Source organism: Oceanobacillus sp. FSL W7-1304 (assembly GCF_037969805.1).
Classification (GTDB): Bacteria; Bacillota; Bacilli; order Bacillales; family Amphibacillaceae; genus Oceanobacillus; species Oceanobacillus profundus.
The window spans coordinates 278,110-292,373 of sequence record NZ_CP150211.1 but is presented as its reverse complement, the minus strand read 5'-3'; the positions used below and the strand labels follow the sequence as shown (position 1 = coordinate 292,373).

At 36.1% G+C, this 14,264-nt stretch carries 18 protein-coding genes; 7 read left to right on the top strand and 11 right to left on the bottom strand.

Annotation, left to right across the window (positions count from 1 at the left end; translation table 11 throughout):
• The first annotated feature begins 65 nt into the window (after window positions 1–65).
• The 4 genes from plsY (at window position 66) to NYE61_RS01455 (ending at window position 2,303) form a co-directional block, all read left to right on the top strand.
• A complete protein-coding gene (gene plsY, locus NYE61_RS01470; protein ID WP_095308834.1) occupies window positions 66–647 on the top strand; it encodes a glycerol-3-phosphate 1-O-acyltransferase PlsY in 582 nt (193 codons plus the stop codon).
• Window positions 648–741: 94 nt separating this feature from the next.
• Complete coding sequence (folE2, locus tag NYE61_RS01465) at window positions 742–1,677, top strand: GTP cyclohydrolase FolE2 (RefSeq protein ID WP_095308832.1); 936 nt, start codon at window positions 742–744, stop codon at window positions 1,675–1,677.
• Window positions 1,678–1,682: 5 nt separating this feature from the next.
• On the top strand, window positions 1,683–1,904 hold the full coding sequence (gene yidD, locus NYE61_RS01460; RefSeq protein ID WP_095308830.1) for a membrane protein insertion efficiency factor YidD: 222 nt from the start codon (window positions 1,683–1,685) through the stop codon (window positions 1,902–1,904).
• A 111-nt stretch (window positions 1,905–2,015) separates the two neighbouring features.
• On the top strand, window positions 2,016–2,303 hold the full coding sequence (locus NYE61_RS01455; RefSeq protein WP_095308828.1) for a HesB/YadR/YfhF family protein: 288 nt from the start codon (window positions 2,016–2,018) through the stop codon (window positions 2,301–2,303).
• 81 nt (window positions 2,304–2,384) lie between these two features.
• Here NYE61_RS01455 and NYE61_RS01450 read toward each other — a convergent pair whose 3' ends face one another.
• The 7 genes from NYE61_RS01450 to NYE61_RS01420 all read right to left on the bottom strand — a co-directional run bounded on the left by NYE61_RS01450 (window position 2,385) and on the right by NYE61_RS01420 (window position 9,265).
• On the bottom strand, window positions 2,385–2,684 hold the full coding sequence (locus tag NYE61_RS01450; RefSeq protein WP_095308826.1) for a hypothetical protein: 300 nt from the start codon (window positions 2,682–2,684) through the stop codon (window positions 2,385–2,387).
• Window positions 2,684–3,109, bottom strand: a complete 426-nt coding sequence (locus NYE61_RS01445; protein ID WP_303449758.1) for a thioesterase family protein — start codon at window positions 3,107–3,109, stop codon at window positions 2,684–2,686. Before NYE61_RS01445 ends, NYE61_RS01450 begins: the two co-directional genes overlap by 1 nt.
• A gap of 301 nt (window positions 3,110–3,410) precedes the next feature.
• Window positions 3,411–3,635, bottom strand: coding sequence for a small acid-soluble spore protein Tlp (gene tlp, locus NYE61_RS01440; protein ID WP_095308822.1), 225 nt, complete (start codon window positions 3,633–3,635; stop codon window positions 3,411–3,413).
• A 101-nt stretch (window positions 3,636–3,736) separates the two neighbouring features.
• Window positions 3,737–3,883, bottom strand: a complete 147-nt coding sequence (locus NYE61_RS01435) for an FbpB family small basic protein (RefSeq protein ID WP_095308848.1) — start codon at window positions 3,881–3,883, stop codon at window positions 3,737–3,739.
• Window positions 3,884–3,956: 73 nt separating this feature from the next.
• Window positions 3,957–4,568, bottom strand: a complete 612-nt coding sequence (locus tag NYE61_RS01430; protein WP_303449761.1) for a TlpA disulfide reductase family protein — start codon at window positions 4,566–4,568, stop codon at window positions 3,957–3,959.
• A gap of 627 nt (window positions 4,569–5,195) precedes the next feature.
• Window positions 5,196–7,907, bottom strand: coding sequence for an aconitate hydratase AcnA (acnA, locus tag NYE61_RS01425; protein WP_303449763.1), 2,712 nt, complete (start codon window positions 7,905–7,907; stop codon window positions 5,196–5,198).
• A gap of 248 nt (window positions 7,908–8,155) precedes the next feature.
• On the bottom strand, window positions 8,156–9,265 hold the full coding sequence (locus NYE61_RS01420; RefSeq protein WP_303449765.1) for an ATP-binding protein: 1,110 nt from the start codon (window positions 9,263–9,265) through the stop codon (window positions 8,156–8,158).
• A gap of 236 nt (window positions 9,266–9,501) precedes the next feature.
• Between NYE61_RS01420 and NYE61_RS01415 the strand changes: the two genes are divergently transcribed.
• Entirely contained in the window at window positions 9,502–9,960 is a 459-nt protein-coding gene (locus NYE61_RS01415) for a DUF2621 family protein (protein ID WP_095308814.1), read from the top strand.
• 442 nt (window positions 9,961–10,402) lie between these two features.
• Here the strand turns inward: NYE61_RS01415 and NYE61_RS01410 are convergent, their stop codons facing one another.
• From NYE61_RS01410 to NYE61_RS01400, 3 genes are all read right to left on the bottom strand, one after another.
• The gene (locus tag NYE61_RS01410) at window positions 10,403–10,876 is read right to left on the bottom strand and encodes a cytochrome c biogenesis protein CcdC (RefSeq protein WP_095308812.1); all 474 of its coding nucleotides are present in this window, start codon (window positions 10,874–10,876) and stop codon (window positions 10,403–10,405) included.
• 166 nt (window positions 10,877–11,042) lie between these two features.
• Window positions 11,043–11,747, bottom strand: a complete 705-nt coding sequence (locus NYE61_RS01405; protein ID WP_251658864.1) for a cytochrome c biogenesis protein CcdA — start codon at window positions 11,745–11,747, stop codon at window positions 11,043–11,045.
• A 383-nt stretch (window positions 11,748–12,130) separates the two neighbouring features.
• Window positions 12,131–12,352, bottom strand: coding sequence for a YneF family protein (locus tag NYE61_RS01400; protein WP_095308808.1), 222 nt, complete (start codon window positions 12,350–12,352; stop codon window positions 12,131–12,133).
• 724 nt (window positions 12,353–13,076) lie between these two features.
• On the opposite strand from NYE61_RS01400, the gene NYE61_RS01395 reads away from it, so the two are divergent.
• Window positions 13,077–13,220: a hypothetical protein gene (locus NYE61_RS01395; RefSeq protein ID WP_158586315.1), complete on the top strand. Its 144-nt coding sequence runs from the start codon at window positions 13,077–13,079 to the stop codon at window positions 13,218–13,220.
• Window positions 13,221–13,321: 101 nt separating this feature from the next.
• Window positions 13,322–13,546, top strand: coding sequence for a hypothetical protein (locus NYE61_RS01390; protein WP_095308806.1), 225 nt, complete (start codon window positions 13,322–13,324; stop codon window positions 13,544–13,546).
• Window positions 13,547–13,793: 247 nt separating this feature from the next.
• Here the strand turns inward: NYE61_RS01390 and sirA are convergent, their stop codons facing one another.
• Window positions 13,794–14,252, bottom strand: coding sequence for a sporulation inhibitor of replication protein SirA (gene sirA / locus NYE61_RS01385; RefSeq protein WP_118890415.1), 459 nt, complete (start codon window positions 14,250–14,252; stop codon window positions 13,794–13,796).
• Window positions 14,253–14,264: the final 12 nt, after the last annotated feature.

Genomic DNA, 14,264 nt, shown 5'->3' with positions numbered 1-14,264 from the left:
TAAACGATAGTACATCACATCAATCAAAAAAATCATTTAATTTAATAATGAAAGTAGGAAAAAATATGGAATATATCGTATTTGCTATTATTGCTTATTTATTAGGCTCTATACCATCAGCACTGCTAGTAGGTAAAATTGGTTACAAAATGGATATTCGGGAGCATGGAAGTGGCAACCTTGGAGCTACCAATACATTTCGCGTCCTCGGTATAAAAGCAGGAATTATTGTAACATTAGCAGATATTTTAAAAGGAACAGCAGCAACACTAGTCCCATTATTATTTGATGTGGAGATTTATCGACTTGCAATTGGAGTTTTCGCAGTTATTGGACATATGTACCCTTTATTTGCACGATTTAAAGGTGGGAAAGCTGTTGCGACTTCTGGTGGCATTATTTTAGGTATATATCCATTGTTATTTTTAATCATGATTGTCACTTTTATCTCATCCTTATATCTTTCTAAATATGTATCATTATCATCCATGGTTACTGGAGTGATTAGTGTTTTTGTATCAATCTTCTTTAAAGACATCGGATTGATTATTGTCGTTGCCTTACTAACAGCTTTTGTTTTCTACAGGCATTTGGAAAATATCAAACGTATTCGCAATGGAACGGAACCTAAAATAAAATGGATGTAATACAATAATCACCATTCCAATCCAATAAATTGAATAATAAATATCCATTCAGTATACTTATCATTACTTGAGAATTTGAAAGGGGACTTATATATTGCAACACACCAAAATATTCCCGCTAAAGCAATTACCGACGAAAGAACAACGTCATAAATTATTTGGTTCTGTCCAACCAGCAGAAAGAACAAAACCTGTTGAAAAGAGTAAAATGGCAGACCTGCAAAATACAAAGAAAGACTTTCTTTTTGATCTGAATGTAGTCGGGATTTCCAATGTAAAATACCCAATTACAATTGAAAGTAACATGAACCCTGGCTTTCAAACAAGTATAGGTACATTCAAATTTTCGTCCAGTTTAGCTAATACGAGTAAAGGGACGAATATGAGCCGGTTTATGGAACAATTAAATCAATACCATGAGCAAGGATTCAACATCACATTAGCTAATTTAAAATCTTTTGCAAAAGAATTGGCTGAACGCCTTGAGCAAAAGGATGCAACCATCGAAGTGGACTTCCCTTGGTTTTACGAACGAAAAGGTCCAAGCTCCAATCTTGCAGGGTTAAATCATGCAAATGCTTCAATTCGCGTAACCTACAAGCAAGCGAAAGGAACATCTGTGAATGTAGCTTTATCTGCTTTGATTACAACACTATGCCCTTGCTCAAAAGAGATTAGTGAGTATAGCGCGCATAATCAGCGTGGCGAAGTAGCAATGGATATCACCCTTTCTGATGACTTTGATGAAAACAAAACAGATTGGAAGGAAACACTCTTACAAGCAGCGGAAAGTAATGCAAGTGCTAGAATTCATCCTGTACTTAAACGACCAGATGAGAAAATGGTAACAGAGCAAGCATATGAAAACCCTCGATTCGTCGAAGATATAGTTCGTTTAGTTGCAGCCGATTTATACGAGTTGCCTTTTGTCACAAAATTCAATGTCTCTTGTAGAAATGAGGAATCGATTCATCTACATGATGCAATTGCATCCATTACCTTTGATAAGCAAAACGCTGAAATCGAGTAGCAGCGATGAAATATTTATTTATCGGGCTTATAAAATTTTACCGAGCTGCAATCAGTCCTTTTACCCCTTCAACATGTAGGTTCTATCCTACGTGTTCTGAATACGGACTTGAAGCATTTAAGCGTTTTGGCGCAATAAAAGGATCATATTTAACGATAAAAAGAATTAGCAAATGTCACCCATTTCATCCTGGTGGAGTTGACTATGTACCAGAGAAAAAGGAATAGTAAGCTTGGCATCCACCAAACTAGTTACCTATGCAGATAAAAAAGTTTTTTGTACTTTGTTATCTGCCAAGAAAAACAAATAGTATTTACTAACAAAGGGAGTTGTCTTTATTGAACCTAACAGTCAGCACGGAAGCCGCAAAATGGTATAAAGAAGAATTGGATATTGAAGACACAGCTCAATTACGTTTTTTCGTTCGATATGGAGGGGTCGGCGGTAAGATTCCTGGATTTTCCCTTGGAGTCAAACTAGATAAACCCAAAGCAATTTATGCATCCACAGAAGTGGAGAATATTACGCTTTATATCGAAGAGGCTGATGCGTGGTATTTTGAGAACAGCGATTTGGCAGTGCGTTTAGATAAAAAACGGAATGAACCGATTATAGAGTATGTATAATTATAAAGACGATGATCATGATATTGTAGCTCTGATCATCGTCTTTTTATTCACTAAAAATATGCTGGTTTCTTTAAATGCTTACAATTTAAAACGTTCTATTTGTTCCCATTGATTTTCTTTTTCCAGTATTTCAAGCTGGCGCTCACCAAACAAATCAAAATGTGGGTATGTCTCATCCTGATGAACCCATTCTTCTCGAAGTCCATAGGCTCTGCCCCAGGCTGCCAATTTTCCCAAGTCACTGCATCCCACTTTTGTTACCGTATTGCAGCCAGGAAAACGTTCATCTATCCAATAATGTGTCAGAAAAGCTACTTCCCCATTTGCCACATTATCCTTCCAAGCAAGTAATTCACTTCTTTTAATTCCAAATGCCATTATTGTTCACCCTTAATTTGCTCTGAATACGCAAGATGCCATTCTGGAAAAGCCCTTCTTAACGAAATCGGCCGAAATGTATCCTTCTTCACAACCGCATGCTTTGTAAATCCACTTACAGCAATATCACCGGCAGAATCCAGAATGTAATAACCATATACCGTTCGCAGCCCATCATAATCCTCCAACCATGTTTCCACATAGGCATCCTCACCATAACGTATGGGCTTCTTAAACGTAATTTGCGCATCGAGTACTGGAGCTACAGCATTATCTTTTTCCATCGCAGCATAACTAAGTCCAAGTGCTTCAATATATTTGGTTCTCCCTATTTCAAACCACACTAAATAATTCGCATGGTAGACAACTCCCATTTGGTCTGTCTCTTGATACCTTACTTCCAACGGTGTTCGTACTTTCTTCATTCCATTTCACTTCCCCTTAATTTTCTCACTTGCTTAATCGTATCATAAAAATGAGAAAAAGTGATTTGTAAAGCGTGCTCAAAAAGGAGAATAAAAGAACCGTGGTCGGATAAGTTTGCAATGTCCTTTTGCGACGCCGACACTAGCACGTCCTATGCGTCGAAGTTCGAAGCGGCATAGTTTTGACTACCAGTGTTACACAGGATGTGTATATTTTTCCCGGAATTTTTGGTCAACCTCTTATAGTGATTAAAAAGCGAAACAGCCTCAAACACAAATAGTTTGAGACTGTTTCATTCCGTTATTGATTGGATTCATCCTTTATCTCTTCACGGAAACCTTCTATTGCTTCTTCTCTTCGCTGATTCTTTGCAATGATTTGTTCTTTTTCTTCACCAGAACTGAACTGCATTGTTTCATGTGCTGCTTCTAAATTTTCAATCGTATTTTGCACCATATTTTGGATTTTTTCTGCATTGTCACTGCGATCATCAGGTTTAGCTTGTTGATTATGCTTGTCTGTCATGCTGATTCTCCTTTCTCAATTACACAGGCTTATTCTTTCAATAAAATATAATACTATACAAAAAAATGCTACTTCCTTTCACGATAGGAAGTAGCATCTTTTCAGTTTTCATTTACTTTCTTTACAGTCTGATGCATCCTCATGTCCAAATTATTTTCAATTTGCTCCATAAGTTTTCTGTCTTCTAAAATCTGTCTTCGATTTTCTGCAACAAGTTCATCAAAACGTAGCTTCTTTTTAAGAGAAATGGTAATCCACCCCTTTTATATACGTACTACTAAGAAGTATTACCATTTCTACAAAATTTTATAATTAATTGAATTAATTTAAAGCATTAACCATCTCTGTCATATAGTCATACTCCAAAGGTCCAGCTACCCGTGGCTGTTGTACAATTCCATCAGTTCCAATAAAATAAGTTGTAGGAACAACAATAACACCATACTCTTTTGCAATATCTCCATCACGATCTAATGGTATTGGGTAGGTAAAACCATACTCATCAATAAAATTTCGAACGGCTTGCTCACTTGTATCTTTATCTGTTAGATTAACAGCAACCACAACGACTTCATCTTGATTCTCTTCATAGTATTGCTGCATTCCAGGCATTTCTTCTCGACATGGTGGACACCATGTCGCCCAAAAATTCAATATCACTTTTTTCCCTTGCAAGTCCGATAACTTGAATTGCTCTCCATCTAATGTTTCCAGTTCAAAGTCCGGTGCAAGCTTACCTTGTTCAATCCCTACACTTTCAGCAGGAGCAATCGCCCCTCCCTTAACATTTGTATCACCAGTAACATCATATAGATACGTATCTGAATCCTCAGTTTCGTTCGTTTTGTATTCATTTCTATGATCAATAAAATTACCAATAACGATACCAATTAATACTAACAGCATTGTTAATCCAAAAATTTTCTTAAACAAGTTGATCCTCCTCTATCAGGCCAATAGTTAAACAAGACACTCTCTTCAATCGTATGTATATATCGATGTTTTGTAAAGGTAATTGGATTATTGTTCTTAAAAAATTCATGAATGAAAAACATTTGAAAGAAAATGCGGAGTAACTTCCCAGCTGTTTTCTTCAAGTATGTGCAATAATCGCCGTCCGGGCATCTTAGGGACGGCTTCCTCTATGGAAGAAACCAACTTCCTACGGGTTTCAGACACGTGCTGTTCCCGCAGGACAAGGAATGCTTCGTCAGCTTTTACATCGCACGAATAAAATTGCTTTGTATTTTTGAGGAGTCACCACCAAACGCTCACTCAAACTGGTTTAAGCAATAATTTTGTTTCGGTAAATTATGTTAGAATTAGCTGATGAGCCAATTCTAGCGGAGGAAACATACGTAGACTTCTGCGGGGTACGTGGCCAGAGTGAGACGCTAAAGAACGTCGGGTCAGCCGAAAAAAGCGTAGTGTGTTTCCGGAGCGGGGATTCGTACAATCTCTCAATGCGCATTAGTTCGAAGTTTATATTATATTTGCAATAAAAAATTGCTCTGCCATAGTTAGCAGAGCAATTTTTTGATAGTAATGATTTTGTATAAGTTATGCTTTTACTTTATCACGTAATACCATTTGTAAAATACCGCCATGACGATAGTAGTCAATTTCAACATCACTATCGAAACGTGCGATAGCATTAAATTCTGTTACTTTACCAGTTTCATCTGTTGCAGTAACTTTCACTAGGTCATGCGGGCGAACACTTTCATCAACTACTACGTTGAATGTTTCTTTACCAGTTAAGCCAAGTTTCGCTGCACTTTCTCCTTTTTCAAACTGTAATGGAAGCACACCCATCATTACAAGGTTTGAGCGGTGAATACGTTCAAAGCTCTCGGCGATAACTGTCTTAATTCCTAGCAAGTTCGTACCTTTAGCTGCCCAGTCACGAGAAGATCCCATACCATAATCCTTACCACCCATAACAACAAGTCCTGTACCATCTTGCTGATACTTCATTGCAGCATCATAGATTGGCATTACTTCGCCTGTTGGCCAGTAAGTTGTATAACCGCCTTCTGTACCTGGAGCTAGTAAGTTACGAATACGGATATTCGCAAATGTACCGCGCATCATAATTTCATGGTTTCCACGACGGGAACCATAGGAGTTAAAGTTTCTTGGTGATACACCTTTCTCTTGTAAGAACTTACCTGCAGGCATGTCTTTAGCAATTGCTCCAGCTGGTGAAATATGGTCAGTTGTCACAGAATCACCGAACAATCCAATCGCACGTAATCCTGTTAGCGGATCAACTGTTCCAGCATCCTTTGCTAAACCTTTAAAGAATGGTGGATTTTGAATATATGTTGATTCACTATCCCACTCAAATAACGGCTCATCTGTTGTTTGAATTTCATTCCATTTTTCATTAGAAGAAAATACGTCTTCATACTCTTTACGGAATATCTCAGGAGTAACAACGCTTTGTACTTCATCTTTTATTTCCTGCATTGTTGGCCAAATATCATTCATATAAACAGCGTTTCCGTCTTTATCTTCACCTAAAGCCTCTGTTGTTAGATCAATATCTACTGTTCCAGCTAAGGCATAAGCAACTACTAATGGCGGAGAAGCTAAATAGTTTGCTTTTACTAACGGATGAATACGCCCTTCAAAGTTACGGTTACCTGATAATACAGAAGAAGCAATGAGATCACTATCTACAATCGCTTTTTCAATTTCTTCAAGTAAAGGTCCTGAATTTCCAATACAAGTCGTACAACCATAACCAACAAGGTTAAAGCCTAATTGATCAAGATACGTTTGTAAGCCTGCATCTTCCAAATAGCGTGTAACAACTTTTGATCCTGGAGCCAATGATGTTTTTACATATTCCGGCACTTTCAGCCCTTTTTCTACAGCTTTTTTCGCTACTAGTCCAGCCCCTAGCATTACATACGGGTTGGAAGTATTCGTACAAGATGTAATTGCAGCGATTGTAAGAGCTCCAGTTTTCATTGTAGAAGTAGCACCATTTGGATGTTGTACTATAACTTCTTTATCGAATTCAGATTTATCAAGTCCAAATCCTTGGTTCCCTTCAGGAGCAGTAATTGCTTTATTGAATTCCTTTTTCATATTGGATAGAGAGATCAAATCCTGTGGACGTTTCGGCCCGGATAGATTCGGTTCTAATTCGGAAAGGTTAATCTCAATCACTTTTGTATATTCTGGATCTGCTTGATCTGAAGTATACCAAAGATTGTTTTCCTTACAATATGTTTCTACTAAACTTATTTGCTCTTCACTACGTCCTGTTAAACGAAGATAATTTAACGCTTCATCATCTACTGGGAAGAAGCCACAAGTCGCTCCGTATTCTGGTGCCATATTAGAGATGGTAGCTCGATCAGCAAGTGGCATATCTTGTAATCCCGGGCCAAAATATTCTACAAATTTCCCTACTACATTTTGCTCACGCAGAACCTGTGTTACTTTAAGCGCTAAGTCAGTAGCAGTAGTTCCATTTGGGAAGCTTCCCGTAAATTTAACACCAATTACTTCTGGTGCTGGAAAATAAGATGGCTGCCCAAGCATTCCAGCTTCTGCTTCGATACCACCAACACCCCAACCAAGAACACCTAAACCATTAATCATCGTTGTATGGGAGTCTGTTCCGACAAGTGTATCTGGATACGCATCGTATTCACCAGCATCATTTTTTACACCATGAACTACATTGGCAAGATACTCTAAGTTAACTTGGTGAACGATACCTGTTGCAGGTGGAACAGCACGATAGTTATGAAATGCCTTTTGTGCCCAGTTCAAAAATTCATAGCGTTCTGCGTTACGTTTGAATTCTAAATCCATGTTTGCTTGTAGCGCATTTACTGTTCCATATTCATCAACCTGTACAGAGTGGTCAATAACTAAATCAACCGGAACCTCAGGATTGATTTTATCTGGTTCCCCACCAAGGTCAACCATTGCTTTTCGAAGGGAAGCAAGATCAACAACTGCAGGAACACCTGTAAAATCTTGTAAAATAACTCGAGATGGTTTAAAAGGAACATCTACACCTTCTCCATCCTTCGTTCCCCAGTTTGCAAGGGCTTCAACATGTTCATCTTTGATTTGATGTCCATCATGCTGACGCAATAAAGATTCTAGTAGTACACGGATGGAAAACGGCAAACGCCCCACTTTACCGATCCCAGATTCCTCCAAGCTTTTTAGGCGATAATAGTTATACTTCTTACCTTTCGATTCAAATTGCTTTTTAGCATTAAATACATTTTGATTCGCCATTTTGTTACCCCTTTCATTCACTACTTTTGTTCCCACCTTTAATTAGACAAAGGTATGACAAAATTCTTTCGTTTCAAAAAACGCATCAAATTATTATTAAAATAGGCCTTACATACTTATAATATAGGAATCTACCAGATAAAACAAATAATTGTTCTAATTAAGGCTATATCAATAATTTATGTAAACCGATAACTAAACCTTATACGATGCACCTGAAGTTTTCATTGCAAGTTATCAATTAAAATTCATTCCTCATTTGAATCCGTGAATACAAGCTGGAACGTACTGCCTTTCGTCGGATTTTGTTTTATTTCCAAATTTGCATGGTGAGCTTCAAGAATTTGCTTTGTGATTAGCAATCCCAACCCTGTACCGCTTTGCTTCGTCGTAAAAAACGGCTCTCCAAGCTTATGAAGAATATCAGTTGAAATACCACGGCCCTCATCTTGGACGGAAATAATAATCTTACCATTTCCCTGTTGCGTTGAAAGTATAATCTTCCCTGGCTCTTCCATTGCCTCTATTGCATTCTTCACTAAGTTAATTAGAACCTGTTTAATTTGGGAGCGATCACAGATAATTTCCGCATTTACTGGTCGTTCAATTAAGATTTCAACATTGTTTAACGATGCTTGCGGTCTTAATAATGTGACAATGTCTTCTAGCATGTTTATAACAGGTTCAAGTTGCTTATTATCTGTTAAGGGCTTCGATATGTATAAAAGTTCTGAAGTAATCGTTTCGATTTTTTCAATTTCATCAATCATGATTGTGAAATATTCCTCTTTACGATCAACCCCTGCCTGCAACAACTGTAGAAAGCCTTTTAGAGAAGTTAATGGATTTCGAATTTCATGAGCTATCCCTGCAGCTAACTGACCCGCAACTGTCATTTTTTCGGAGCGAACCATCATTTCTTCCGTTTCTTTTTTATGCGTAATATCCTTTAAGTAAACGAGGTAATGCATAGGTTTCGTACCGCCATCTGTCCATTCTTCAACAATACAATCTAATAAAACATGGTTTCTATCGTTATTAAGAACGTTCAGAACGAAATTCTTCCTACTATTTTTCTGAGTTTTTATTTGTTCTCGAATATAAAACACATCGTTATCAGTAAATTTTTCATCCCAGTGTGTTCCCAGGAGATCTTCCATCTTGTAGCTCAGTGTGGTCTCGACTGCTTTTGTGGCATAAACAATTTTCCCGTTTCCATCGACAATTAAAAAGGCATCACTACTATTTTCTTCAATCCAATTTTGTACGGATAGGGGTAATGCAGTAACTCTATTGGTATTATTTGTTCTACTAAAAAAAGCTGATATATCCTCGCCATTATTATTATTAACTCCCATAACTGCTCCCCTTTCTAGTAAATCACATCTTATAATATAATTATGATGATAACTTATAGAGTATGACACTTGTTTATCTTTTTTACTCCCATTATAATAGAAAGAAATAGATACCACTTGAATGATTAATCAATGTAATTTTACTACAAGTATAACAAAAAATAAATTAATTATTACAATTGTAGCTAATATTCATAACTATTGCGTTTCGTACATTAAAAAGTTAGGTGAATAGCATGTCAATAATTATCGTATTATGGGGGTTCTTCTTAATTAGTTTGATGGGAATAGGTGGATTTTTCATGTTCCGTAAGTTCTTAAAACGTTTGCCAAAGGATGACGGAAAATCAATCATGGACTGGGAAGAATACTATATGGAAAAAACACGTCATATGTGGAAAGATGAAGAAAAGCAACTACTTGAAGAATTAGTATCGCCCGTTCCTGAGCTTTTTAGAGATGTGGCAAGACACAAAATTGCAAGTAAAATTGGGGAAATCTCTTTAAAAAAAGAGCAAGATTCGATTACACAATCTACTTTAATCGAAGGATATATTATTGCGACACCAAAACGCGATCATAAATTTCTAATTAAAAAATTAAATCAAAAAGAAATCGATATCACTCCATACCATCATCTTTTCGAAGCGTCTCAAGATAATTACGCAACAGACTGGAAAGAAAAATATAAGTAAATGATCTTTCCTCATCGAATAGATTCATGTCGACTAGCGATTTACGGTCTGCCCTCTCCGTTCATTGGAATGGTTCGACTTCCTGAACATTCTTACGTAGCAGAATCACTCTGGAGTATAAGATGAACTTGGCTTTTCACCATTATGGGCGAAAAGCCAAGTTCATCGGAAACATGTCCCTTCCAGGGGTTCCCGACATTAGGTTTTAACCTGTTTTTGGTAAGCCAATCTTCGCCTAGTGTCGATGCCTGGCCCGATTTCACAACAAGGATAGAAATGCGACTAAACCACATGTCTTAGACAGCCATTCGGCAAGTATTCTTTAGATTATCATGAGGCGAAGAAAGTCTTGCAACGGTTTTAGCTCTTCGTGGAAGCAGTTTCTCCGGTATCTAAGTTATCCACGGGATTCAAATTTCATAGCTTCCTAAAAAAAATGCGCTTACCCATTGGGTAGCGCACTTTTCTTAAGTTGCAAGAATTGATAGAGCATCGATACTCTCCATGTTACGATCATACCAAATGCAAGAATAAAGAACATTCCGCTTGTTTCTCCAAAAGAAATCGTACTTCCGAGAATTAATTTAATAACGATCCTTACAATTAAAAGTCCAAATAAGATAAATGGAAATGCCCGAGAAGGTACAAGAAAAATATCTTGATCCCGAACTTCGAATTTTGAAGATTTTATAAGTAATATGGAAAAAATCATACCAACAAAGAACGCTTCCAATACTTGAATCCAAGCAATATGGAATACTGGGAAAATAAACATCAATGCACCAGTACTCATAAATAATGGCGGCAAGATAATTTTCTTTACGGAAGCTGGCTTCTTCGCTGCATTTAACCGTACAAATATCATTCCGATAGCCATACCTGCTGCTACAATTGTACTCGCAACCAACCAAAACATGTCAATCACTCTTTCATAAAAATGAATCTATTCCAGATTCATTGATTCACTTTAGTTCACAGTTTAATAACCCACCTGTAAAGAAGCCAATTCACAACGGCTATTAAACGAACTTCATTTTTTTGTTTTTCAATACTATAGTAATATATGCGGCTGTATAAATCCATTAAAATCCGGAAAAACCAAACCATCCCGCTAAAAATCCTGTCAGTTTAGTCATCCAATCAAAAAAGAGTGCAATTCCCATTAATACCATAACCCAACCACCAATAGTAACGAGTCGGCTGCTGTGCTTCTTAATCCACTTTAATTTGCCGATAAACAGGGATAGCAATATAAATGGAATAGAGAATCCTAGAATGTAACTGATCATCATAACCATACCCACTTCTGGATTCGTTGCTGCTAACGACAAAACGATGAGCAAAATCGGACCAACACATGGTGTCCAACCAAGCGAGAAAGCCATTCCAATAATAATAGATCCAAAAAATCCTGCTGGACGATTTTTAAAATGAATTTTTCTATCCTTCATCAGAAATTCAAAGTTTAATATACCTACAAGTACAAGACCAAAGAAAATGATTACAATTGCTCCAATTTGTCTAATAAGGTCTTGGTATAACGAAAGAAACTCTGCAATAAATGTGGTAGAAAATCCAATCATGATAAATATACTTGAAAATCCAATCAAAAAACAAAACGTATGTATAAGTGCTTTCTTATTGAGTTTTTTATTTTCATCATTTATTTCACTAACACTCATACCAGTAATATAAGATAAGAAAACTGGATAAAGCGGTAACACACATGGTGAAATAAAAGATAGAAAACCCGCTCCAAATGCGAGGAAAATATTTATTTCTGACATTACAATCCCCCTATCATTTCCATTTTCTATTCTAACAGAAAATGTTATAAAGGAAAGCAATTGATTTTGACAAATACCGTACACTTTGATTAACACGTACGATTACAGGAAAATATCTCTACAAAATTATATCAGCAATATTATTCATACTCGTTTAAAACATTTTCTATTAGCATGACATATCACCACACATACTTAGCGGGCTATAAAATGATCAAGAACATAAAAAAACCACTCCTTCTGCTTCATTTTTCAACAGGTAAGTGGTTTTTGAGAAAAATTAACCTAATTATTTCTAAAGTGCTGTGACAATTTAACCAAATAAAGTTTTTCCTATGTAAAAGGGTTAACTAACTACTGTCAAACCCTTGATACGAGTGCTTTTACTTTTCACCTTGATTATTCATTGCACGCATCATTTGATTAATTTTCTTTTGCGACGGTTTTTGACCCATTTGCATCATTAATGTCCGAAGCATCTGCTCATTAATAGGTGGATTCTTTTTCAAATAGCTCATCATATATTTTCTTGCAATAAAAAATCCAAGAGCAACACCAGCAATTAACGCTGCTATAGCAATTAGTACGACCCAAATTGTGCTCATCTCTAGTTTCTTCCTCCTTCGTGTTGTCTCTAATACAGTATATTAAATTAACGATGAGAATACAATCGATTACGAAAAGATTGTAACAAATTTATCGAAAACCTGGTCATTCAACGTTTTTCACTTAATTCAAGTTTTTCTTTAGATACATATCAATGCTTCTAAACGAATCTGTTTAATACTATAAAATATGCGTGGGTAGATGTTATTAAGAAAAAGGATTTGAATCTCTCTCTTAATAATCTACATACAATTTCAGCTTCGTATGCTTCGTTAGTTTTTAGAAACATTTCTTTTCCTTCCTGATTATGTCTTTGTTAATACCTTTCTCATCATATTGTATATTCAGTTCTTCATCTTTAAATCCTTCGAGTAGATACATTATCTTAGCACACATGTGTTGGTAAAAATACAGATATAAAAGTAATTAACCCAATTTAATTGCAATAGATGTCGGTTGATCAACATAACTGAAGCCATGCCTCAACTGCAGTCGCGAGTGTTCTCTACCTCGACTAAATTATAAAAATGAAACCGTTGGGTATACGTCGGTGCAATTAAAGGATATAACGAGGAAGGTTATGGAGCGCTATTTAATTGGAGATAAAGCTGTTCCTTATAAACGGAATGATAGAAGTTGGAAAATGTAAGAGATTATTCTTTAACAATCATTCTATTATTTTGCCACAATTTACTGATATAATGCTATTGAGGTGAGAATAAAATGGACTTTAAATCTATTGCTAAAAAAGGTGCTAAGGCATGGAAGGATATGGATACACAAAAGAAAGACAAACTAAAACAAGAAATAACCAAGAGGATAAAGAGTGAATCTGCTAACAAAATGATTAAAAAACTATTTAAATAAGCAACTAAGGTAAATAGGAGTACATAAACATCTACATTTCCATGCCCTCCTTTAACCTGATAGAAATAACCATATAATTACATAGATAAGGGAGCACCCTAATGGATTACCTTAAAATAGCAAAAGAGTATTATTTAAATCTGATTGAAGTAAGCATACTTATTTATCTCATTCGTGCATTTCCTAATTCAGCATCAATAGAAGAAATGACATGCAATGAAGTTGTTTATTGGCAAGTTCAGAAAGGACTTGACAAATTGATTGAGAAAGAACTAGTAAGCAAAGTAAATCAAAAATATAAGATTCAAAGAGATATTTTAATTTGATGATATGGCTTATAAAGTGTTGTCAATTAAAAGGTCCCCACACGCAGTGATATTAATTGACAATGGTGTTCCACCTAGAACCATAGCTGTTCGTTTGAGAAACACTATTGATATGATATTTATTCTCATTCTACTAAGAGCAAGAAGATAAAGCAGTCAGTACATTCATTAATAGACTAGCTGGGGCTAATTGATTTAGGTTAGCCCCTAAACACTACAGCACAAAGCTTTTTAAAAGTATATTAAATTAACGGTGAGAATACAATATTTGCCTCATTCTAACACTGTTTTTCTGTGTGATTGGAGAAACCCAACCATAATTGGGGGCTTTTTTTCCTTGGACAAATACAAAGGGATAGCAATTGCGTAACATAGGAAATAACAGCATCGCAGCATCTTGTAATTCGTTGCACTGAAAATGCAAACGCCCATTTTCTGCATGAAGGCGAATCATAATATCATTTTTAGTTAGGTACAGCATGTGACCATCTGTTTGAATTGACATCTGGTTAAGAGCTTGACTATTTAACTGTGCTGCAATGGCCTGTAAAGAAATATGATGGGTAATATATATGTATTGGTCTCTCAAATCTTTTCTAGTTGGATTAGCCTCATATTCTTTAAGAAATCGGTGTAGTATATCACTTTTATGAAAATAAGATCTTGCGACATCCTCTTTGATCCAATAAATAGCATACTCCATCATCTCTACTCTCCT

Bases quoted from the DNA above. Each gene is read 5' to 3' on its own strand.
- plsY (WP_095308834.1), top strand. From the start codon at position 66: ATGGAATATATCGTATTTGCTATTATTGCTTATTTATTAGGCTCTATA.
- yidD (WP_095308830.1), top strand. From the start codon at position 1,683: ATGAAATATTTATTTATCGGGCTTATAAAATTTTACCGAGCTGCAATC.
- NYE61_RS01450 (WP_095308826.1), bottom strand. From the start codon at position 2,684: ATGGCATTTGGAATTAAAAGAAGTGAATTACTTGCTTGGAAGGATAAT.
- NYE61_RS01445 (WP_303449758.1), bottom strand. From the start codon at position 3,109: ATGAAGAAAGTACGAACACCGTTGGAAGTAAGGTATCAAGAGACAGAC.
- tlp (WP_095308822.1), bottom strand. From the start codon at position 3,635: ATGACAGACAAGCATAATCAACAAGCTAAACCTGATGATCGCAGTGAC.
- acnA (WP_303449763.1), bottom strand. From the start codon at position 7,907: ATGGCGAATCAAAATGTATTTAATGCTAAAAAGCAATTTGAATCGAAA.
- NYE61_RS01420 (WP_303449765.1), bottom strand. From the start codon at position 9,265: ATGGGAGTTAATAATAATAATGGCGAGGATATATCAGCTTTTTTTAGT.
- NYE61_RS01415 (WP_095308814.1), top strand. From the start codon at position 9,502: ATGTCAATAATTATCGTATTATGGGGGTTCTTCTTAATTAGTTTGATG.
- NYE61_RS01410 (WP_095308812.1), bottom strand. From the start codon at position 10,876: ATGTTTTGGTTGGTTGCGAGTACAATTGTAGCAGCAGGTATGGCTATC.
- NYE61_RS01405 (WP_251658864.1), bottom strand. From the start codon at position 11,747: ATGTCAGAAATAAATATTTTCCTCGCATTTGGAGCGGGTTTTCTATCT.
- NYE61_RS01400 (WP_095308808.1), bottom strand. From the start codon at position 12,352: ATGAGCACAATTTGGGTCGTACTAATTGCTATAGCAGCGTTAATTGCT.
- NYE61_RS01395 (WP_158586315.1), top strand. From the start codon at position 13,077: ATGGACTTTAAATCTATTGCTAAAAAAGGTGCTAAGGCATGGAAGGAT.
- NYE61_RS01390 (WP_095308806.1), top strand. From the start codon at position 13,322: ATGGATTACCTTAAAATAGCAAAAGAGTATTATTTAAATCTGATTGAA.
- sirA (WP_118890415.1), bottom strand. From the start codon at position 14,252: ATGATGGAGTATGCTATTTATTGGATCAAAGAGGATGTCGCAAGATCT.